The sequence below is a fragment of the Arthrobacter sp. TmtSoilC79 genome, from assembly GCF_059739405.1.
The window spans coordinates 3,579,303-3,599,237 of the sequence record NZ_AP046051.1 but is presented as its reverse complement, the minus strand read 5'-3'; the positions used below and the strand labels follow the sequence as shown (position 1 = coordinate 3,599,237).

16 protein-coding genes and 1 tRNA gene are annotated in these 19,935 nt (G+C 64.0%); 11 read left to right on the top strand and 6 right to left on the bottom strand.

The window, feature by feature from the left end:
* Nucleotides 1-25: 25 nt before the first annotated feature.
* Nucleotides 26-1,687 carry an ABC-F family ATP-binding cassette domain-containing protein gene (locus AC6JA3_RS16380; protein ID WP_347781774.1) on the top strand — a complete coding sequence of 554 codons (1,662 nt, stop codon included), beginning with the start codon at nt 26-28 and terminating at the stop codon, nt 1,685-1,687.
* 3 nt (nt 1,688-1,690) lie between these two features.
* Nucleotides 1,691-3,604 carry an ABC transporter ATP-binding protein gene (locus AC6JA3_RS16375; RefSeq protein ID WP_497920312.1) on the top strand — a complete coding sequence of 638 codons (1,914 nt, stop codon included), beginning with the start codon at nt 1,691-1,693 and terminating at the stop codon, nt 3,602-3,604.
* Here the strand turns inward: AC6JA3_RS16375 and AC6JA3_RS16370 are convergent, their stop codons facing one another.
* The 3 genes from AC6JA3_RS16370 to AC6JA3_RS16360 all read right to left on the bottom strand — a co-directional run bounded on the left by AC6JA3_RS16370 (nt 3,605) and on the right by AC6JA3_RS16360 (nt 4,532).
* Nucleotides 3,605-4,003: an NUDIX hydrolase gene (locus tag AC6JA3_RS16370; protein WP_347781773.1), complete on the bottom strand. Its 399-nt coding sequence runs from the start codon at nt 4,001-4,003 to the stop codon at nt 3,605-3,607.
* On the bottom strand, nt 4,000-4,458 hold the full coding sequence (locus AC6JA3_RS16365) for a DUF6314 family protein (RefSeq protein WP_347781772.1): 459 nt from the start codon (nt 4,456-4,458) through the stop codon (nt 4,000-4,002). The genes AC6JA3_RS16370 and AC6JA3_RS16365 overlap by 4 nt, the downstream gene beginning before the upstream one ends.
* 1 nt (nt 4,459) lies before the next feature.
* Nucleotides 4,460-4,532: transfer RNA gene (locus AC6JA3_RS16360), tRNA-Arg, on the bottom strand.
* On the opposite strand from AC6JA3_RS16360, the gene AC6JA3_RS16355 reads away from it, so the two are divergent.
* Both AC6JA3_RS16355 and AC6JA3_RS16350 read left to right on the top strand, forming a co-directional pair.
* On the top strand, nt 4,506-4,631 hold the full coding sequence (locus AC6JA3_RS16355; RefSeq protein WP_347781771.1) for a hypothetical protein: 126 nt from the start codon (nt 4,506-4,508) through the stop codon (nt 4,629-4,631). The two genes, AC6JA3_RS16360 and AC6JA3_RS16355, sit on opposite strands and share 27 nt — an antisense overlap.
* A 10-nt stretch (nt 4,632-4,641) precedes the next feature.
* Nucleotides 4,642-5,472: a DUF998 domain-containing protein gene (locus AC6JA3_RS16350; RefSeq protein ID WP_497920311.1), complete on the top strand. Its 831-nt coding sequence runs from the start codon at nt 4,642-4,644 to the stop codon at nt 5,470-5,472.
* Nucleotides 5,473-5,964: 492 nt separating this feature from the next.
* Here AC6JA3_RS16350 and AC6JA3_RS16345 read toward each other — a convergent pair whose 3' ends face one another.
* Nucleotides 5,965-6,591: a hypothetical protein gene (locus tag AC6JA3_RS16345; RefSeq protein ID WP_347781769.1), complete on the bottom strand. Its 627-nt coding sequence runs from the start codon at nt 6,589-6,591 to the stop codon at nt 5,965-5,967.
* A 33-nt stretch (nt 6,592-6,624) separates the two neighbouring features.
* On the opposite strand from AC6JA3_RS16345, the gene AC6JA3_RS16340 reads away from it, so the two are divergent.
* From AC6JA3_RS16340 to sucD, 6 genes are all read left to right on the top strand, one after another.
* Nucleotides 6,625-7,470 carry an inositol monophosphatase family protein gene (locus AC6JA3_RS16340; protein WP_026543191.1) on the top strand — a complete coding sequence of 282 codons (846 nt, stop codon included), beginning with the start codon at nt 6,625-6,627 and terminating at the stop codon, nt 7,468-7,470.
* A gap of 109 nt (nt 7,471-7,579) precedes the next feature.
* On the top strand, nt 7,580-10,123 hold the full coding sequence (pcrA, locus tag AC6JA3_RS16335) for a DNA helicase PcrA (RefSeq protein WP_035761264.1): 2,544 nt from the start codon (nt 7,580-7,582) through the stop codon (nt 10,121-10,123).
* Nucleotides 10,124-10,260: 137 nt separating this feature from the next.
* Entirely contained in the window at nt 10,261-11,688 is a 1,428-nt protein-coding gene (locus AC6JA3_RS16330; RefSeq protein WP_035761263.1) for a putative Ig domain-containing protein, read from the top strand.
* A 22-nt stretch (nt 11,689-11,710) separates the two neighbouring features.
* On the top strand, nt 11,711-12,400 hold the full coding sequence (locus AC6JA3_RS16325; RefSeq protein WP_035761261.1) for a hypothetical protein: 690 nt from the start codon (nt 11,711-11,713) through the stop codon (nt 12,398-12,400).
* Nucleotides 12,401-12,653: 253 nt separating this feature from the next.
* Nucleotides 12,654-13,823: an ADP-forming succinate--CoA ligase subunit beta gene (sucC, locus tag AC6JA3_RS16320; RefSeq protein ID WP_026543187.1), complete on the top strand. Its 1,170-nt coding sequence runs from the start codon at nt 12,654-12,656 to the stop codon at nt 13,821-13,823.
* Between the two features lie 12 nt (nt 13,824-13,835).
* Complete coding sequence (gene sucD, locus AC6JA3_RS16315) at nt 13,836-14,738, top strand: succinate--CoA ligase subunit alpha (RefSeq protein ID WP_026543186.1); 903 nt, start codon at nt 13,836-13,838, stop codon at nt 14,736-14,738.
* A gap of 146 nt (nt 14,739-14,884) precedes the next feature.
* Here the strand turns inward: sucD and AC6JA3_RS16310 are convergent, their stop codons facing one another.
* Both AC6JA3_RS16310 and AC6JA3_RS16305 read right to left on the bottom strand, forming a co-directional pair.
* A complete protein-coding gene (locus AC6JA3_RS16310; RefSeq protein ID WP_347781768.1) occupies nt 14,885-17,806 on the bottom strand; it encodes a chitobiase/beta-hexosaminidase C-terminal domain-containing protein in 2,922 nt (973 codons plus the stop codon).
* Nucleotides 17,807-17,926: 120 nt separating this feature from the next.
* Complete coding sequence (locus tag AC6JA3_RS16305; RefSeq protein ID WP_091551055.1) at nt 17,927-18,718, bottom strand: gamma-glutamyl-gamma-aminobutyrate hydrolase family protein; 792 nt, start codon at nt 18,716-18,718, stop codon at nt 17,927-17,929.
* 74 nt (nt 18,719-18,792) lie between these two features.
* Between AC6JA3_RS16305 and AC6JA3_RS16300 the strand changes: the two genes are divergently transcribed.
* On the top strand, nt 18,793-19,932 hold the full coding sequence (locus tag AC6JA3_RS16300) for an LOG family protein (protein ID WP_347781767.1): 1,140 nt from the start codon (nt 18,793-18,795) through the stop codon (nt 19,930-19,932).
* Nucleotides 19,933-19,935: the final 3 nt, after the last annotated feature.

The following is a 19,935-nucleotide window of genomic DNA, read 5'->3' as shown; positions in this document are numbered from 1 at the left end:
CGTTTCCCTGCTGGAGGATAGACACATGACAGCAACCTTGGTGGCCAAGGACCTTGCCGGTGGCCACGGCCATCGCACACTTTTTTCCGACCTCTCCCTGACCGTTGCTCCGGGCGATGTTGTGGGTGTCGTGGGCGCGAACGGGGCCGGGAAGTCCACGCTGCTCCGCATCCTTGCAGGCGTGGACCAGTCCCAGGCCGGCAGCGTCAGCCTTGCGCCGTCGGACGCTTTTGTGGGCTGGCTTCCCCAGGAACACGAGCGGACCGCCGGCGAGAGCGTTGCGGCCTACATTGCGCGCCGGACAGGCTGCGCCCAGGCCACAGTGGAAATGGAAACCACCGCAGAAGCCCTTGGCTCCGGGGCTCCTGGAGCCGATGACGCCTACTCCCTGGCCTTCGACCGTTGGATGGCCTCCGGTGCGGCGGACCTTGAGGACCGCATACCGGCTGTGTTGTCGGACCTCGGACTCGAAGTGGGCGCCGATGCCCTCATGACCGGGCTTTCCGGCGGGCAGGCAGCACGCGTGGCTCTGGCTGCCCTGCTGCTCAGCCGTTTCGACGTGGTCCTCCTTGACGAACCCACCAACGACCTTGACCTTGAAGGACTGGCCCGCCTTGAGGCCTTTGTCCAGGGCCTTCGCGGCGGCGTGGTGCTGGTATCCCACGACCGTGAATTCCTGGCCCGCTGCGTCACCACTGTGGTGGAACTGGATCTGGCCCAGAACTCGGTGGCCGTGTACGACGGTGGCTATGAGGCGTTCCTCGAAGAACGCGCCGTGGCCAAACGCCATGCCCTTGAACGCTACGACGAGTTCGCCAACACCAAGGCTGACCTCGTCTCCCGCGCACGCACCCAACGGGAGTGGAGTTCCCAGGGCGTCCGGAACGCCATGAAGAAAAACCCGGACAATGACAAGATCCGCCGGGCGGCCAGCAGCGAGTCCTCCGAGAAGCAGGCCCAGAAAGTCCGCCAAATGGAGTCCCGCATTGCCCGGCTCACTGAGGTGGAGGAGCCCCGCAAGGAATGGCAGCTGCAGTTCAGCATCGGCCAGGCACCCCGCTCAAGTGCCGTCGTCGCTACCTTGCGTGACGTCGTCGCCCGTCAAGGCGACTTCACGCTGGGACCGGTGAACCTGCAACTCAATGGCGGCGAACGGATCGGCATTACTGGACCCAACGGCGCAGGAAAGTCGACGCTGCTGCGGCTGTTGCTGGGGACACAGGCACCGGACGACGGCGATGCCTCCATGGGTGCCTCAGTGGCCATCGGTGAAATCGACCAGGCACGGGGATTGCTCGACGGCGGGCAGCCGCTTGGCGACGCCGTCGAAGCGGTCCTGGTGGACTGGAACAGCGCAGATGTGCGGACCCTGTTGGCGAAATTCGGACTGAAGGCCGACCACACCTCGCGCACGGTGGACTCGTTGTCTCCGGGGGAGCGGACACGCGCGGCCCTGGCGTTGCTGCAGGCCCGTGGCGTGAACCTGCTGGTCCTGGACGAGCCCACAAACCATCTTGACCTCCCCGCGATCGAGCAACTCGAAGAGGCGCTGGAGAGCTATGAAGGCGCGCTGCTGCTGGTCACCCACGATCGCCGGCTGTTGGAAAACGTCCGGCTCGATTCACGCTGGCACCTGGAAAACGGCCAGGTCCAGGAACTGCACCACACCCCAAGCCAGGAGAAATAACCCATGAGCATGGACCGCGTGGCCTGGAGCTCGCTGTACAACATCACTACAGCCAAGAGCGGATCCAAGCCGTTTTCCAAGGAAACCCTGAAACGGGTCATGGCCTTTGCCGCCCCGCATAAAGGCAAGCTCATCGCCTTTGTGATCGCATCGATCGCGGGTGCTTTCCTCGCTGTTGCTACTCCGGTCCTGGCCGGGCAAGTGGTGGATGCCATCATCGCCAACGCAGGCGTGGGCACGGTCATCTGGCTCGCAGTCCTGATCGCCATCGTCGCTGTGGGTGAAGCGGGCGTGGGGTTGTTGACCCGTTGGTTGTCCTCGATCATCGGCGAGGGAGTCATTGTGGACCTCCGGACCCGGGTTTTTGACCACGTCCAGCGCATGCCCATCGCATTCTTCACCCGGACCCGGACCGGTGCCCTGGTCAGCCGCCTGAACAACGACGTCATCGGAGCGCAGTCCGCCTTTGCCGGCACGCTCTCCGGTGTGGTCAGCAACGTGGTGGCCCTTGCGCTGACTCTTGTGGTCATGTTGAACACCTCCTGGCTGGTGACGGTGCTGGCCATGGTATTGCTGCCGATCTTCCTGATCCCGGCACGGCGGATGGGCTCCAAGCTGGCTGACCTCCGCCGTGAAGCCGCAGCGCACAACGCCGCCATGGGCACGCAGATGACCGAGCGGTTCTCCGCCCCGGGGGCCACCTTGGTGAAGCTGTTTGGGCGCCCGGATGAGGAATCCCGTGAATTCGCTGACCGCGCAGGCCGGGTGCGGGACATCGGAATCCGGACCGCCATGCTGCAGTTCACGTTCGTCACCGCCCTGACACTGGTCTCGGCCCTCGCCCTTGCCTTGGTCTACGGGCTGGGTGGCTGGATGGCCCTCGGTGGGCAGCTGGCCCCGGGCGACGTCGTGGTCCTGGCGCTGCTTCTCACACGGCTCTACGCGCCCCTCACAGCCCTGTCCAACGCCCGTGTGGAAATCATGAGTGCGCTGGTGAGCTTCGAGCGGGTTTTTGAAATTCTTGACCTGAAGCCGCTCATCACTGAAAAGCCGGACGCCGTATCCGTTCCTGCCGGACCGGTTGCCGTGGAATTCGACGACGTCCGGTTCTCCTACCCCTCAGCCGAGAAGGTGTCGCTGGCTTCCCTGGAGGACGTCGCCACCCTCGATACCCGCGGTGGTGAGGAAGTCCTGCACGGACTCAGCTTCCGGGTTGAACCGGGCCAGACCGTTGCCCTGGTGGGTTCTTCCGGTGCAGGCAAGTCCACGGTGGCCCAGCTCCTTTCGCGCCTGTACGACGTCGACTCCGGGGCTGTCCGGCTTGGCGGAAAGCAGTCCGGAACGGGTGTTGATGTCCGGGACCTCAGCTTTGAATCGCTGCGCGACACCATGGGCATGGTGACGCAGGACGGCCACCTGTTCCACGAAACCATCGCCTCCAACCTGCGCCTGGCCCGTCCCGACGCCACCGAGGACGACATGTGGGATGTGCTCCGGCGGGCACGTCTTGAACCCATGATCAGGTCACTGCCGGATGGCCTGGAAACCGTGGTGGGGGAGCGTGGCTACCGGCTCTCCGGCGGTGAACGCCAACGGCTCACCATTGCCCGGTTGCTCATCAAGCAGCCCCGGGTTGTGATCCTCGACGAAGCCACGGCAGCATTGGATTCCACCAACGAAGCCGCCGTCCAGGCGGCCCTGGGCGAGGCGCTCGAGGGGCGCACCGCCGTCGTGATTGCCCACCGGCTGTCCACCATCCGCGCTGCCGACGCCATTTTGGTGGTGGAGGACGGCAGGATTGTGGAGCGGGGCACGCACACTGAACTGCTCGCCGCGGACGGGCGCTATGCGGAGCTCTACCAAACGCAGTTCGCGGAGGCCACTGCTGTGGCGCAGGAAGCCGTCCCGGAACTGTAGCTATTTCAGCAGCGGGATGATGTGGTCCGTCAGCAGGGGCGCCAGATCCTCGGGCAACGGGCCGTTGAGGTCCAGCCAGCGGATCTCTGCGATCTCCGCCGAGGGGTGCGCCTCCCAGGTTCCCGGGGCGGTGAAAACGGTGGCTTCAATGGTGGTGGCCGCTTCATTGGCAGCCACGGCGAGCCAGACGCCCAGCAACTCCAGCTGCCCGGGGCTGACCTCGATGCCTACTTCTTCCTGCAGTTCCCGTGAGGCCGCTTCCGCCGCGGTCTCGCCCTGTTCGGGCTTGCCGCCGGGATGCATGAACTTATCCGTTCCGCGTTTGCGGACGGTCAGCAGGTGCCCTTCGGCGTTGTACACGCACACGGCGCTGACAATGATGAGGTCCGTGGTGGTCACTTTTGCCTCCCGGCGTCGATCCTGACCAAGTGCGACTCGAGCAGGAGATCCTTTGCGGGGCCGTGCACGTCCCAGGTGAAGCTGAACGAATCCGGACCTTGGTACACATAGCTGACGTGGTAGTCGTCGGGATCGCACCAGTGCTTGTCCTGGTTGCCCCGTTCGGAGAAGCTCATGCTGTGGAACGGCCTGCCGTCGGGGAAGAAGACGTCCATCGAGTCCGCAGTGGCGCCCGGTTTGAGGACATACTCACGGAAAGCCGGCCCTGAATGGGTGGGCCAATGCATGGTTCCGTCTTCGCGGTAGTCCAGTCCGCCGTCGGGATTCAGGGAATAACGCACGACGCCGGTAAAGGTTCCGTTGGTGCCGGAGGTACGGTCCAGGAGTGTTCGCTCCACACTCCAGCTGCCGGCCAGGTAGGCCTGCAAGTCCTGGGCGGGTTGCTGGTGATTCAAGTGCCCTCGATTGGAATCGAACCAACGACACCGGCTTTAGGAGAGCCGTGCTCTATCCACTGAGCTACGAGGGCCTGTATGTCCATGACTCTAAAACCACACTGCTGGAGCTCGAGGGCCCGGACACGACTACAAGCATACAAGCTGCCGGGGCGCTGCCCGAACACCGCTAGGCTGGCGAGCATGACTGGGCCCTCCTCTGCACCGGCGCAGGCCGGATCGTTCTTTCCCGATGTCCGCAACATCAGGGCCAACATCGGCGGCTGGGCGCAGCTGAGCGTCGTCCAGTACTTCGTGGCCGAGGCGGCCGTCATACAAGCGTGGGCCGGACCGGAGCCCTACAGCCGGGCCACCGGATACATCAGCGACCTCGGAGCGCTCTCGTGCGGCGTGTACGCAGAACGGGCCGTCTGCTCGCCATTGCACGTGCTCATGAATGCCTCGTTCGTGGTCCAGGGATTGGCGCTGGTCCTGGGCGCTCTGTTCCTGACCGCGGGCCTCCTGTGCGTCGCGGCGAAGCCCGGTGTTGCTGCCCGGCGTTTCCGGTCTGTTGGGGGTGGCGCGTTTGGTTCCGGTGGTTCGGTTGGCAGTGAGTCGGCCCGGGTGCTGACGGTCCCCTGGATACTGGCGGTGGCCATTCGAATCCTCACTGGTGTAGCCGGCGTCGGGACGGTCATTGTTGGCCTGGTTCCCGAAGACCTCGACTCGCCATGGCATTTTGCCGGCGCCCTGATGTTCTTCATCGGCGGCGGATTCGCACTGTTGTTGCTGGGCATCTTGTGGTTCCGGCAGACACCCATGAGCTGGTTCCTGGGCGCGTGCGGCCTGGTCAGCATCGGCGCGCTCATCATCGGCGGAATCACCGGGATGGAGGTGCCCTTGCCCGGCCTTCTGGAACGCTTCATGGGCTACCCGGTAACGATCGGGTTGGCTGCGGCCGGTTTGGTGATCGCCCAGCGTGTCCAGTCGGAACGGAAAGCCCACATGGCCAGGCAACGGGTAGGTTCGCGCTGAATTTTCTTGGCCTGTCCCGCACCCTTTGCCGCCGATTGCGCCCGTAAGCTCTGGTGCGCCGGGCGGGTAGGGGTGCGGTGGCGGCGACCAAGTGCTGCGTCGGGCGGGTAGGGGTGCGGTGGCGGAGTTTGGGGTGCTGCACCCTTTGCCGCGGATCGCGCCCGTAAGCTCTGGTGCGCCGGGCGGGTAGGGGTGCGGTGGCGGCGACCAAGTGGTGCGCCGGGCGGGTAGGGGTACGGTGGCGGCGACCAAGTGCTGCGTCGGGCGGGTAGGGGTGCGGTGGCGGCGAACAAGTGGTGCGCCGGGCGGGTAGGGGTGCGGTGGCGGAGTTTGGGGTGCTGCACCCTTTGCCGCGGATCGCGCCCGTAAGCTCTGGTGCGCCGGGCGGGTAGGGGTGCGGTGCTGGCGAACAAGTGGTGCGCCGGGCGGGTAGGGGTGCGGTGCTGGCGAACAAGTGGTGCGTCGGGCGGGTACGGGTGCGGGGACTACGTGTCAGGAGGGCTTTGCGCTTTTCCGACCCACAAATACAGCCAGCACGCCGCACAGGAGGCTGACCAGGAACAGCACCCACGACGCAACCGTCAGTGACGATGCCAAGGCCACCGAACCGGCGTCGGGCGTTTCGGATGCCAGCATCGAATCAATGGCCACGTTGGACCACAAGTGGGCCACAGCGAACAGCAGGGGAGCAGCCCACATGGCCCAGCGCCACGACTTACGCGCCACATTGGTGCCGATCAACAGGAGCCAGCTGAATCCAAAGATCAGGGGAAACAGGGTGCCTGCGGTCTTGTGTACGTAGTTGAGCTGGCCGCGGGCGGACTCGTCCATGGCCCCGCGAAGCTGGCTGATGTAGTCCTGCGAGAAGCCGCCGATCAGGGAATCCGGCATGGCCAATCCGCCGGAGAGCTGCGTCATCTGGTTCAAGGTGAGCAGGTGCAGGTACCAGAACAGGAACAAGCTGACCACCACGCCCGCGATCACGATGAGCTTGGAGTTGCTCTGCGCCTTCTGCGGCGTGCGCCCGGTGGTGGTGTTGATCACGGGAGGCAGCGTGTGATCGGGAACCACTGCCTTTGCTCCGTGCTTCTTGATGCGCTGGGCTGGTGTCTTGGCCATGTCATTCATTATCCCGCCACATAAGCTGGAACCATGACCACCGGCAGGCACACCGCAACTGAACTTGATCCCACCCTCGATGACTACCAACTGGCCAGCGCCCTGGTCCGTGAGGCAGGCCAGTTGGCGCTGCTCATGCGCATGGGCGGCCTCCAAGGCGAACGGAAGACCTCAGTGTCCGACGTCGTCACGGCAGCCGATCACGCGGCCGAGGCTTACGTCCTGGAACAGTTGCGGCGTTGTCGGCCCGAGGATGGCATCCTCGGAGAAGAAGGCGCCTCCGTCGCCGGAACCAGTGGCCGGACCTGGGTGATCGACCCCGTGGATGGCACCTACAACTTCCTGCACGGATCCACGTACTGGTGCTCAGCGATCGCCCTCAAGCGGGACAGCCCGGAGCACGGAACCAGCCCGGCAGCGGACCCTGAGGTGCTGCTCGGAGCCATCTACCAGCCTGAGCTGGACAAGCTGTGGCTGGGTGGGGAAGAACACCCCGCCACCTTGAACGGAGAACCGATCTCCGGGTCCGGCGATCGGGCCGTGGGTGAAATCAGTGCGGCCACCTACATCCACCCCACCTGGCTGGCCGATCCCCGCACGGCAATGCCTTGGCACGCTGCGGCGATCACAGCCGCCTCGTTGCGCATGTTCGGCTCGGGTTCCTGTGATCTCGGGCGCGTTGCGGACGGCGAGCTCGGATGCTGGTTCCAGCACAGCTGCCCCGAATGGGACTGGCTCCCCGGCAAAGCGATTGTCCGCGCAGCAGGCGGGGACACCGCCGTCGTGAAAGTGAACGGGCTGAACTGGTTCGTCGCGGGAGGCCCGACGGCGGTACGTGAGTTGAGCGCTGCCCTCACCTCTGTTCCCCAGTTTGCCTAGGGAGTAAAGCCGCAGAAGCGCTTGGATGCTTCCATATCCGTGGAGATTACGGGGGCTGTAGACCCGGCGCCTTATAGTGTCGGGGCCAACGCCTAGACTGGTAGGCACCATGGATATGTTGTTTGACCCCTACGCAGACGGACCCTTCAAAGCAGGCACCAAGGCCGCAGTCAAGGCTGCCCCGGAGCTTTCCCACCCCGGGGGAGGCGCTGCCGGCGCCCGCGTCCAAGGGGGCAGCGGCGGGTCGACGGACACTGCCGGAGGGCCGGCGACCGGAGGATGGGGCAACAGCGGAGGGTCCGGACTTCCCTCTGCCGATGCACTCCTGCAAGGGCTGAACCCGCAGCAGGAAGAAGCCGTCAAACACGCGGGCACTCCCTTGCTGATCGTGGCCGGTGCAGGGTCCGGCAAAACCCGTGTCCTCAGTAACAGGATCGCCTACCTGATCGCCACCAAGCGTGCCCACCACGGCGAAATCCTGGCCATCACCTTCACCAACAAGGCTGCAGCCGAAATGCGGGAACGCATCGAAGCGCTGGTCGGCGGGCGGGCCAAGGCCATGTGGATCTCCACCTTCCACTCCTCCTGCGTCCGGATCCTGCGGAGGGAAGCCACCACGGTGGGGCTGAACTCGAACTTCTCCATCTATGACTCAGCGGACTCCTTGCGCCTGATCACCCTGGTGTCCAAGAACCTGGACCTAGACCCCAAGAAGTTTGCGCCCAAGGCCATCCAGCACAAGATCTCGGCACTCAAGAATGAGCTGATCGACGCCGATTCCTATGCCTCCACCGCGAACTACAACGACCCCTTCGATACAGCGGTTGCCGAGGTTTTCAAGGGCTATACACAGCGGCTCCGCCAAGCCAATGCCATGGACTTTGACGACCTCATTGCAGAGACCGTCTACATGTTCCGGGCCTTCCCGGCGCTCGCAGAGTCCTACAGGCGCCGGTTCCGGCACGTGCTGGTGGATGAATACCAGGACACCAACCATGCCCAGTACGCCTTGGTCCGGGAAATCGTGGGAGTGGGAACGGACACCAGTGTCCAGCCGAGCGAGCTGACAGTGGTGGGCGATTCGGACCAGTCCATCTACGCCTTCCGTGGCGCGGACATCCGCAACATCGTGGAGTTCGAAGCCGATTACCCCAACGCCCGCACCATCAAGCTCGAGCAGAACTACCGCTCCACCCAGAACATCCTTAGCGCGGCCAACTCCGTGATCTCACGCAATCCCAACCGCCAGGAGAAGCGCCTGTGGACTGCGGAGGGCGATGGCGAAAAGATCATCGGCTACGTGGGCGAGAACGAGCACGACGAAGCCCAGTTCATTGCCAAGGAAATTGACCGGCTGCAGGACGAGGAAGGATTGCGTCCGGGGGACGTCGCCATCTTCTACCGCACCAACGCCCAGTCCCGTTCCATTGAAGACGTGCTGGTCCGGGTGGGCCTGCCGTACAAGGTTGTGGGCGGCACCCGGTTCTATGAGCGCAAGGAAATCAAGGACGCCTTGGCGTACCTTCGCGTCCTGGTGAACCCCGATGACGACGTCAACCTGCGCCGCATCCTCAACGAACCCAAGCGGGGAATCGGGGATCGGGCTGAAGGCGCGGTGGCTGCCCTGGCCGAACGTGAGCGCTCCTCCTTCATGGCCGCCGCCCGACGCGCCGACCAAGCGCCCGGAATGGCCAGCCGTTCGGTCAACCTGGTTCTTGGCTTCGTGAAACTCATGGATGACCTTGCTGAGGTGGCATCGGGTTCAGGCGCCGCTGCCGCTTTGGAAGCCGTACTGGAGCAGACGGGATACCTTGCCGGATTGCGCGCCAGTACGGATCCGCAGGATGAATCCCGGGTGGAAAACCTCGCCGAACTGGTTGCCGTGGTCCGTGAGTACGAACGCGACAACCCGGAAGGTTCCCTGGGGGAGTTCCTGGAACAGGTCTCCTTGGTAGCCGACGCCGACCAGATCCCCGATGCACCGGGCGCTGACATCGACGCCGCAGTGGCAGAGGCAAAGCGCATGGGTGTGGTCACGCTCATGACCCTGCACACCGCCAAGGGCCTGGAGTTCCCGGTGGTCTTCCTGACCGGCATGGAACACGGGATCTTCCCGCACCAGCGCTCGGCCACGGACCCTAAGGAGCTCGCGGAAGAACGCCGGCTGGCATACGTGGGCCTGACCCGCGCCCGCAAGCGCCTCTACGTCACGCGTTCCGAAGTCCGCAGCATGTGGGGCCAAAGCCAGTACAACCCCGCCAGCCAATTCCTCGAGGAAATCCCCTCCGAACTCGTGGAGTGGAAGCGCGAAGGTATGAGCCGCCAAGCCGGTGGCTGGGGAGGCGCCCCCATCGGCTCCAACCGGTACGGTGGTTCGTTCTGGGGGGCGGGCACCTCACGCGGGGCTGCCGCAAGCCCCACAGCAGGGTTCGACGCCGACGTTCCTGCCGCTGTCGCCCGCAACCGGGTGCAGCCGCAGAAGGAAGTTATTTCCGTGGTGGTGGGGGACAAGGTCAACCACACGAGCTTCGGCAATGGCGTGGTGTTGGGCGTCGAGGGCGCCGGAGACAAGACGGTAGCCAAGGTGAAGTTCGACGTCGGCGAGAAGCGCCTGCTGCTGAGGTACGCGCCGCTGACAAAACTCGATGCTTGAGCACCGCAGCGCTCCATACCCATTGTCCTGAACCCCATCCCAGCCTAGACTGACCGGGCGTTGCACTGGGGCCGACGCCGGTTTGTTTCCCTCCTTGCAATGCCAATTTGCTTGCATTCTTGTGGGGGAGGACGCGCGTGGGCGCTTTTGTTGGGGAACGTCGTTTGCGGGGCAAGGCCGCGAGGCTGCTGCTGGTGGGGGCCGTGGCAAGCGCCCTGGCGCTCCAGTTCGCTCCGCCTGGGATAGCCGATGCGGAGCCGTCACCAACCGGGAGTCCGGCAGCAACCGCCAGCCCGACGCCGACGGCCAGCCCGAACCCATCGGCAAGCACCAGTCCAACGCCGACACCCACTGCCATTTCCGGGGCCACCCAGCCGGCCCTCGCGGAACCGGGGGTGACCAATCCGCCCGCGACGAATCCGGCCGCGCCGCAGCAAGAGCCACCTGCACCAGCTGTAGCGGACCTCGCTGATCCATTGACTGTGCGCTCTTACGTGGACAGGGGGTACCTCACCAAGGCGTACGATGCGCCGCTGGTGATTTCCGGAGGAACAGCACCTTACACCGCCACCGTCAGTAACGTCCCGCCCGGTCTGACGTTCGACCCAGCGAGCCTCAGATTCACCGGCATGCCCACCCAAGCGGGCTACTTCCGGATGCCTGTCACGGTGACGGATTCATCAGAGCCCGCGCTATCACTTGTCCAGGAGGTCGCAATAGACTTTTTCGACTACGCACCGCCCAACTTCAGGACGGTGACTAACTCGGAGAAGTTCACTGACGGCGTCGTTGGAGCCTGGTACAGCGAGAGCATCCTGGTCTGGACAGTGGGTGGGCAGCCATACACCACGGCTGTGGTTTCAGGTGCTCTTCCGCCGGGGATGTCGTGGGGGCGGAACGCCGCTTCCGGCACTCCGACTGCGGCGGGAACGTACACCTTCACTGTGCGGTTCTCGGACCTCTATGAATCCATCGATGCGCAGTTCACCTTGACTGTCCGCGCCTCAAGGCCACAGCCCACGGGTTTCGCCGTTCCAGCGGCAGTCTTGGGTGAACCGTATTCTGCGAAGATCGCCTCCGTCACCGGGGGCGTGGCTCCCTATGATTTTTGGTGGGCGACGCCCCGCCATATGGCCGGTAGCCTGTCGTGGCACGATCCGGGACCGGACGGGCTCACTATTGATGACAATGGCGTGTTGCAAGGCATCCCTACCAGGGCCGGGTCTTTCCAGATCTTTGTGTACTTCAGTGACTCTGGTCTGTACAAACAGTGGGTGTTCTCTACGGTCGTGACCGTCCTCGAAACCCGGCCGCCCGCGGAGAACCCGCCGCCGGCTGCCGAGGCGCCAGCACCTCCAGCGGCGGTGACTCCGGCAGGAGCGGTGGTCCCGGCGTCGAGCGCTGAATATGGCAACTCTGAATACGGCAGCGCTGAACTCGCGGCGACCGGCCTGGAATCCGGAAGACTGCGCACCTTGCTGTGGGCAGCTGCCGCCATGTTTGCGGCGGGCGTCGCGCTGGTGGTCTTCAACAGCCTCCGGCGCCGCCGAGGCAGTACGGCGTGAGGTTACCGGCATAATTGGTGGCATGCGACGGACTGTTTTGGGGATTCTTGCTGCCGTGCTCCTGGTATTGGCCACCGGGTGCTCCTTCGCCACGAAGGATCCGGACTACGTTCCACCGGCCCCTTTGGCACCCCTTGAGCAACTGAAGCAGGTTCCTGTCACGGAGCAGACCACTCTGGCGGCCGGGGAGGATGTCACTGCCTTCGTCACTCAGGACAAGAGCATCGTGTGCGCCTTGACGTCGTCCAAGGGCGGCCACCTGAACCTGCCCTACGAGGCAAATTCCTACTCGGACGCAGCCAACAACAAGTTCCCGGTGGTTCCGGTGGCTCATTGCGAACTGGCGAAGTACGCCAAGCCCGATCTAACCGACATCGCCGATGACTGCGCCGGAACGGGGCTGGGCTACCTCGGCGGTACGGTACTGCTCTCTCCGGACAAGGCGGTCTACGGCTCGTGTCGTTCCGGCGTAACACAAATGGAGTCCGAGTTCGGTCCCAAGGGCAGCCGCAACGGGCCAATCTCCAAGCTGCGGGAACTGGCAGATGGGCAGAACATTGAGCGTAACGGGCTGCGGTGTTCGGCCTATAACGGCGGGGTTGCCTGCGGAAACGTCTCCGGTGGCGTGGCCTTCTTCGTGACGCCAGAGGGCTACCAGCTGATTTCCGACGGCGGCAAAACAGTCACGGGGAAGCTGAAACAAGCGTCGTGACAGCCGGTGGATGGCCCAAAAACCGCGAAATTCTGCGGGTTTTCTACAGCGCATAGAAGTGTAAGGTTACTCACTTAACAGGTAGTGTGTAGCTGGCGGGACTCCTCAAAGGGCTAAAGTTCCGAGAGGACCTTACGCAATGTGACCGGCTTCAATCCTGGTTGTTACCGCGTACTCTCCGCAGCTGGCTATCGCGGTCATCGCGGTTCCCGGCTGAACAGAAAACTACTTCGACGTAGAAGGACACTAAACCGTGGACCTGTTTGAATATCAGGCGCGCGATATGTTCGAAGCGCACGGTGTACCCGTGCTCGCCGGCATCGTGGCGCACACTCCTGAAGAAGCAAAGGCAGCTGCCGAGAAGATCGGCGGCGTAACTGTCGTCAAGGCACAGGTTAAGGTTGGTGGCCGCGGCAAGGCTGGCGGCGTCAAGGTTGCCAAGACTGCCGAAGAGGCGCTTGAGCACTCCACCAACATCCTGGGCATGGATATCAAGGGCCACACCGTCAACAAGGTGATGATCGCCCAGGGCGCAGACATCGCCGAAGAGTTCTACTTCTCGGTCCTCCTGGACCGCGCCAACCGCAACTACCTGGCCATGTGCTCGGTAGAGGGCGGCATGGAGATCGAACAGCTTGCCGTTGAGCGTCCCGAGGCCCTGGCCAAGATCGCCATCGACCCCGCTGTGGGCATCGACCAGGCCAAGGCCGACGAAATCGTCGCCGAAGCAGGTTTCGCTGAAGAACTGCGCGGCAAAGTCGCCGACGTCATTCTGAAGCTCTGGGATGTCTTCAAGAAGGAAGACGCAACCCTGGTTGAGGTCAACCCGCTGGTCCGCACCGGTGCAGGCGAAATTGTTGCCCTCGACGGCAAGGTCTCCCTGGACGAGAACGCCGACTTCCGCCACGTGCACCACTCCACGTTGGAAGACAAAGACGCAGCTGACCCGCTCGAGGCCAAGGCCAAGGCGCAGGACCTCAACTACGTCAAGCTTGACGGCGAAGTAGGCATCATCGGCAACGGCGCCGGCCTCGTGATGTCCACCCTCGACGTCGTTGCTTACGCCGGCGAAAAGCACGGCAACGTCAAGCCCGCCAACTTCCTGGACATCGGCGGTGGAGCTTCCGCCGAGGTCATGGCCAACGGTCTGGACGTCATCCTTGGCGATTCCCAGGTCAAGAGCGTGTTCGTGAACGTCTTCGGTGGCATCACCGCGTGCGACGCCGTGGCAAAGGGCATCGTGGGTGCACTTGCTGAGCTTGGTACCTCTGCGAACAAGCCGCTGGTAGTCCGCCTCGACGGCAACAACGTTGAGGAAGGCCGCCGCATCCTGACCGAGGCCAACCACCCGCTGGTTACCCTGGCCGCCACCATGGACGAGGGCGCCGACAAGGCTGCCGAGCTCGCCAACGCAGCTAAGTAAAGGGACGCGACAATGTCTATCTACCTCAACAAAGACTCCAAGGTCATCGTTCAGGGCATCACCGGCGGCGAGGGCACCAAGCACACCGCCCTGATGCTCAAGGCCGGCACCAACATTGTTGGTGGCGTCAACGCCCGCAAGGCCGGTACCACGGTCCTGCACGGCGACAAGGAAATCAACGTCTTCGGCACCGTCAAGGAAGCCATCGCTGAAACCGGCGCAGACGTCTCCATCGTCTTCGTCCCGCCGGCATTCACCAAGGACGCCGTTGTTGAAGCAATCGAAGCCGGCATCGGCCTCGTTGTTGTCATCACCGAAGGCGTCCCGGTTCAGGACTCCGCCGAATTCTGGGCATTGGCCCAGTCCAAGGTTGACGCCGACGGCAAGCAGATCACCCGCATCATCGGGCCGAACTGCCCCGGCATCATCACCCCCGGCGAAGCCCTGGTGGGCATCACCCCGGCGAACATCACGGGCAAGGGCCCCATCGGCCTGGTGTCCAAGTCCGGTACCTTGACCTACCAGATGATGTACGAACTCCGCGACCTCGGTTTCTCCACCGCAATCGGCATCGGTGGCGACCCCATCATCGGCACCACGCACATCGACGCCCTGGCTGCGTTCGAGGCTGACCCGGAGACCAAGGCAATCGTCATGATCGGTGAGATCGGTGGCGACGCTGAAGAGCGTGCAGCCGACTACATCAAGGCCAACGTCACCAAGCCCGTTGTTGGCTACGTTGCCGGCTTCACGGCTCCCGAGGGCAAGACCATGGGCCACGCCGGCGCCATCGTGTCCGGCTCTGCAGGCACCGCGCAGGCCAAGAAGGAAGCTCTCGAAGCCGCAGGCGTGAAGGTCGGCAAGACGCCGTCCGAGACCGCTACGCTGCTGCGCGAAGTTTTCGCCACGCTCTAGGTTTACCGCCGAAGGCACAAGAAGTACGACGACGGCCCGGCGCCTTCCCTGCGGAAGGTACCGGGCCGTCGTCGTAATTTAAGCAGCTGACGCGAGCCGAAGAGTCTGGGGGAAAACTCCGACCCGCGCCAGGTCCAAGGGGTCGGCTAGGCGATGACTTTCATCGCCTGCCAGCCGGTGCCGAGGCTGATCGGCGGGACGTTGCTGAGCGCTCCGCCTCCCGAGCCCGGATACAGCCACAACGTGTCTCCGATGCGGCCCAGGATGTCGTTCTTGCCGTCGCCGTCAAGGTCCCGCGGACCGACCAGCGCGGTGCGGGTTCCCCAGCCCGTCCCAATCTGGGTCCATTGCAGCCAGCCCCCGGTTCCATCGCCCGGATATAGCCATAATGCGCCTGTGTCGGTTCGCCGCGCCAGTACATCTGCCTTGCCGTCGCCGTTGAAATCGCCGGTGCTGAAGATGGCGTTCATGACGTCCCAGCCCCAGCCCACGGTGTAGGGAGCCCGCTGCCCTCCGGTCCCGTTTCCTTCGTAGAGCCGGAGCTCGCCGTTGCTGCGACGACCGACGAAATCGGGGATGCCGTCGCCGCTGAAGTCGCCGGGTGAGAAGATCTGCGTCATGGTGCTCCATCCGGTGCTGACCTGTGTCCGTGCCCCGAAGCTCCCTGTGCCGTTGCCGGGGTAGAACCAGAGGATGTCGCCTGCGCGGGCCAGCAGATCCGGTTTACCGTCCTTGTTGAAATCACCGGGGGTGACGGTGTCAGTGATGGTGGACCAGGCTGGTGCGGCCAGGGCGACCTGACGTGGGTCCAGTCCGCCGGAGGCATTGCCGGGGTAGAGGTACAGGGTGCCCGCAGTATCGGCGGCCAGCACGTCCGCCCGTCCGTCTCCATTGAAGTCATGGCTGGACGGCGGCCCGGCTGCCGGAACAGTGTAGGTCTGGGTGCCTACGGCCGAGGTGTTGCCGGCAGTGTCTACGCCGATGTACTTGAGCACCAGGGTGGAACTGCCCATGACCACCGGATTGGCGGGGTTGTACTTGATGTTGGTGGCCGATTCCGTGGCCGTTGGCGTGCTTCCGTTGGTGGTGTAGTAAATGGTGGCAGGTTCATTGGCGGACAGGGCGATGGTTGCTCCACTGGCCAGCGCACGACTGGTGGGGTTGGCCGTGACCGTGGGGGCGGCTGTGTCCGGCGGAATCGAATAGCTCTGAGTGCTTACCTCGGAGACGTTGCCGGCGGTATCCCTGGCGAAGTACTTCAACGTCATGGGACCGGGACCGTTGAAGGGGATGGCCGTGGTGTAGGTCAGTCCTGCCGTCAGGGGATCCGTGCCGTCCGTGGTGTAGCGGATCTCAGCCGGTTCATTCGCGGACAAGGTGATGGTGGTTCCCGCAGCGTATTGGCCTCCCACGGGGTTGGCCGTGACCACGGGCTTGGTGACGTCCGGACCCGTGGAGTATGTCTGTGTGACCACAGCCGATGAATTGTTCGCTGCGTCCACGGCGAAGTACTTCAGCGTCAGCGGACCATTCAGGATCAGCGGTGCCGTGTACTTGCTGCTGGCGGTGGTCGGGGTGCTTCCGTTGGTGGTGTAGTAAATGGTGGATGTTTCATTGGCCGTCAGGGTGATCGCCTGGCCCGCGGTGTAACTTCCGCCCGGGGGCGCTGCGGTGACTACCGGAGCCACGGTATCAGCGCCAAGGTAGGCCTCAAACTCGGCCAAGCCGGCATTCGTAGTCCCGGAACTGACCCCGGTAATGTTCAGCCGCACCGAGCTCACCGTCTTCGCAGGAAACTTGATGGTGAGGCCGGAGCCGTTGTTGGGCAGGGCCGGTACAGCCACCGTACTTCCATCGGAGAACTGGAGGTTGCCGGCGGTGATCTGGTCAGTGAGCAAGGGTCGGTCGGACAACGTCACGGCATCGATTGTCCGGGTGGGGGAGAAGTTGTACTGGATCCAGCTGCCCGCCTTTTCCCCGGCTGACACCCACTCACGGGTGGCATCCATCGGAGCACCCCACTGGTACCCGTCGCGGGCCTTTTCCGGGCTCTGTGCGGCGGCCTTCTGTGAGGAAGCCGTGACGGTGGTGCCCGCCGATTTGGCGGCGTTGCCCACCCATTCAATGGCCGTGATGTATTGCCGTTTCAGCCACTCGTCATACGGGGAATCCGGACAGCCCTCACCGGGGGTGCTGCAGATATACATGTCGAAGTCGGAGAACCGGACAAAGGTATCAACTTTGGCCGTCAGTTCGGCCCCCGTCACGTTCTGGGCATACTCGTCAATGACGTAGGCGTCATAGGCGAGGGAAGTGTGCGGCCCGGTGTAGCTGCGGGTTGCGAGCTGGGCGAATTTTGCGGTGGCCCAGTGGTCGCTGTGGTCATAGGGGCTGTTGAAGTTCCCGGTCCAGTCCTGGGTGCGGAAAGTGGTGGGCTGGAAGTTCGCCACAAGCCGGTTCAACGCCGACTGGAACTGGGACTTGGTGAACGTCGCTGCATTATCCACGGGGCGGATGGAGGAAAGCCGGCCATCCCAGAGTTTCAGGATGCTCTGGCTGTTGTAGGCGGCGCTGCCCAAGCCGTTCGGAAAGCCGTCCGGCAGCCGCATGTACACCACAGAGACGTTGGGAGCGCCGTTGAGGGTCCGCATTGTCAGCGGACGCCCAGGTACGCCGGCGTCTGAGGTCGTCCAGCTGTTGGAGACGCCGGCCATTTTGGCGTAGCTTGCCTGGATGCCCGATTCGAGGCTGCGCCAGTACGTTGCTCCTTCGCCGGCCTCACCTGCTGTGGTGAAAACCGTTTGGACACAACGCTTGGCTTGGATGTCCCGCATGAAGTCAGGGCTGAGGAAGAGCAGGTCATCGTCCGTATGGGCAACGATCTGCATGGCACCACCCGTGCCCGCACACGGCGGTTCGGCGGCGGTTGCCACAGATGCAGTGGTGAGGACCAGAGAGCCCATCACCATGGCGGGGCCGAGCAGAAAGCCCAGGACCCAGCGATGGAACGAAGTGCGGATAGTAGTACGTAGGGGTCGACTGGCGTATTTTGGACGGTCCACAACCATGCTCCTTTGAGCAGATGTTGGGCCCCCCAGCCGGCAAACTTACGACGCCCGCGGACGTCATTGCAGATGAAGTTGGTACTGGCTGAACTTCCAGCGAGGCTGAAAGCGATGCAGTGAGCGCTACTGTACTCCACCAGGACGAGCCTGGGTAGGGTGCCGGCACACTTGGACAAAGGAGCTGAAAAGTACAAGCCGGTCCGAGTCGGCAAGCTGCGAAACCTCCGGGTGCCACTGAACGGAAGCAACCCACCGCGACGGATCCTCCAGCGCCTCCACCGTGCCGTCGTCGGCGATCGCAGTGACCACCAGGCCTTCTCCTACGCGGGCCACCGCCTGGTGATGCCCGGAGGCGACCTTGATGGTGGAGCCTTCGGGGGAGCCATGGAGTGCAGCGGCCTTGGAGCCGGGGGAGAGCCGGACATCATGCCAAGCCCATTCGCTGGCCCCCGGGTTGCCAGGGTCCAGGCTGCTGTGCGTCACCGAGGTAACGGCCATGTCCTGGGTCAAGGTCCCCCCGTACAGCACATTCAGGAGTTGGTGGCCGCGGCAGATTCCCAAAAGTGGCAGGCCGGCATCAATGGTTGCGCGGGCAACGTCAATGTCCAGGTGGTCCTGCTCCTGGTTCACGTCATAGAGCGCGTCCTCGGGATCCTGGCCATACAGGCGGGGGTCAATGTCGCCGCCGCCGGGCAGCAGCACGCCGTCGAGCCTTTGCATTTCGGCCGCCAAACGGCCGGCACTGTCCGCCGAGACCGGAGTCAGCAGCACCGGCTGCGCGCCGGCCTCGCGCAGCAGTTCCACAATGAACGTGAAGAGCTGATTGGCTGCACCCACCCTGGCGTCCGGGGTGTCCGAGCTGCTGAGCCTGATCGGAACACCGATGCGCGGACGGCCCACTTCTGAACTCTTCATGCTCCATGATGCACCGGGCAACAGCCCCGCACGTAAAAGCCGGCGTCATGCCCGGCCGATACTACGCTGAAACCATGAATCGCACCGGACCCCTGAACCCGAGCCCGCGGACACTGGATGTAGAAAGCGTGCTCCACTTCGAGAACCTGGTCACCGGGGGAGCCGGGTCCATGAGCGGCTGGCATGCACAGTCACTGGACCTGAGGGGCCACGCCAAGGAGCTTAGGACCTTGGACGCCCAAGGCGCGATCTTCCTGGGATGTACCTTCGACGACGGCGTGGAAGAGAGCCTGCGGCGACGCGGAGCGCTCATCTTCCCCAAGCTGGCCGGTGTGCCTTTCAACCCCTACCGCAACGGCCTGTACACAGCAGTGGAACTCTACCCGGACATCTCCTCCACAGAGTATGAATCCACCCTGGACGCCCGGGTCTACCAGTGGAGCATCATTCCCGGGCAACGGGGAAACCTGGACGCCACCCTCGCCGCTGCCCTGCACGACCACGCAATCGGCGACGCCCTGGACGAACTCCTGGACACGGGAGCCCTCGCCGGGACCAAAGTAGTGGGCGTCATGGGCGGACACGCCGCCCAGCGCGGCACCAGCGAATTCGCCGACGCCGCCAGGCTGGGCCGCTTGCTCGCCCAGGCAGGGTTTGGGGTCGCCACCGGCGGGGGACCCGGGGCCATGGAGGCAGCCAACCTGGGCGCCTACTTGAGCCGGATCTCCGACGCCGATGCTGCGGCCGAGCTCGAAACCCTCGCCGAAGTCCCCGGGTTCAGGCCCTCGGTGACGGCCTGGGCGCGGCTGGCGGCCGCCGTCGTCGAACGCCATCCCGATGGTGCGCCCACGCTGGGCATTCCCACCTGGTTTTACGGACACGAGCCACCAAACCTGTTCGCCACGCACATTGCCAAATACTTTGCCAACGCCGTCCGGGAAGCCATCCTGCTGGAGCTGTGCACCGGAGGGACTGTCTTCCTTCCCGGTGCCGCCGGAACGGTGCAGGAGATTTTCCAGGACGCCTGCGAGAACTACTACGGAGCGCCCCAAACCATCAGTCCCATGGTGTTGGTGGGCCGCGAACACTGGGAGCGGACACTGCCCGCATGGCCCATGCTGCAGAGCCTTGCCGCGGGAAAACCCATGGCGGAGAAGATCTTCCTGGTGGACACCGTGGAGGATGCGCTCGCAGTGGTGGCCGGCGCGGCATGAGGT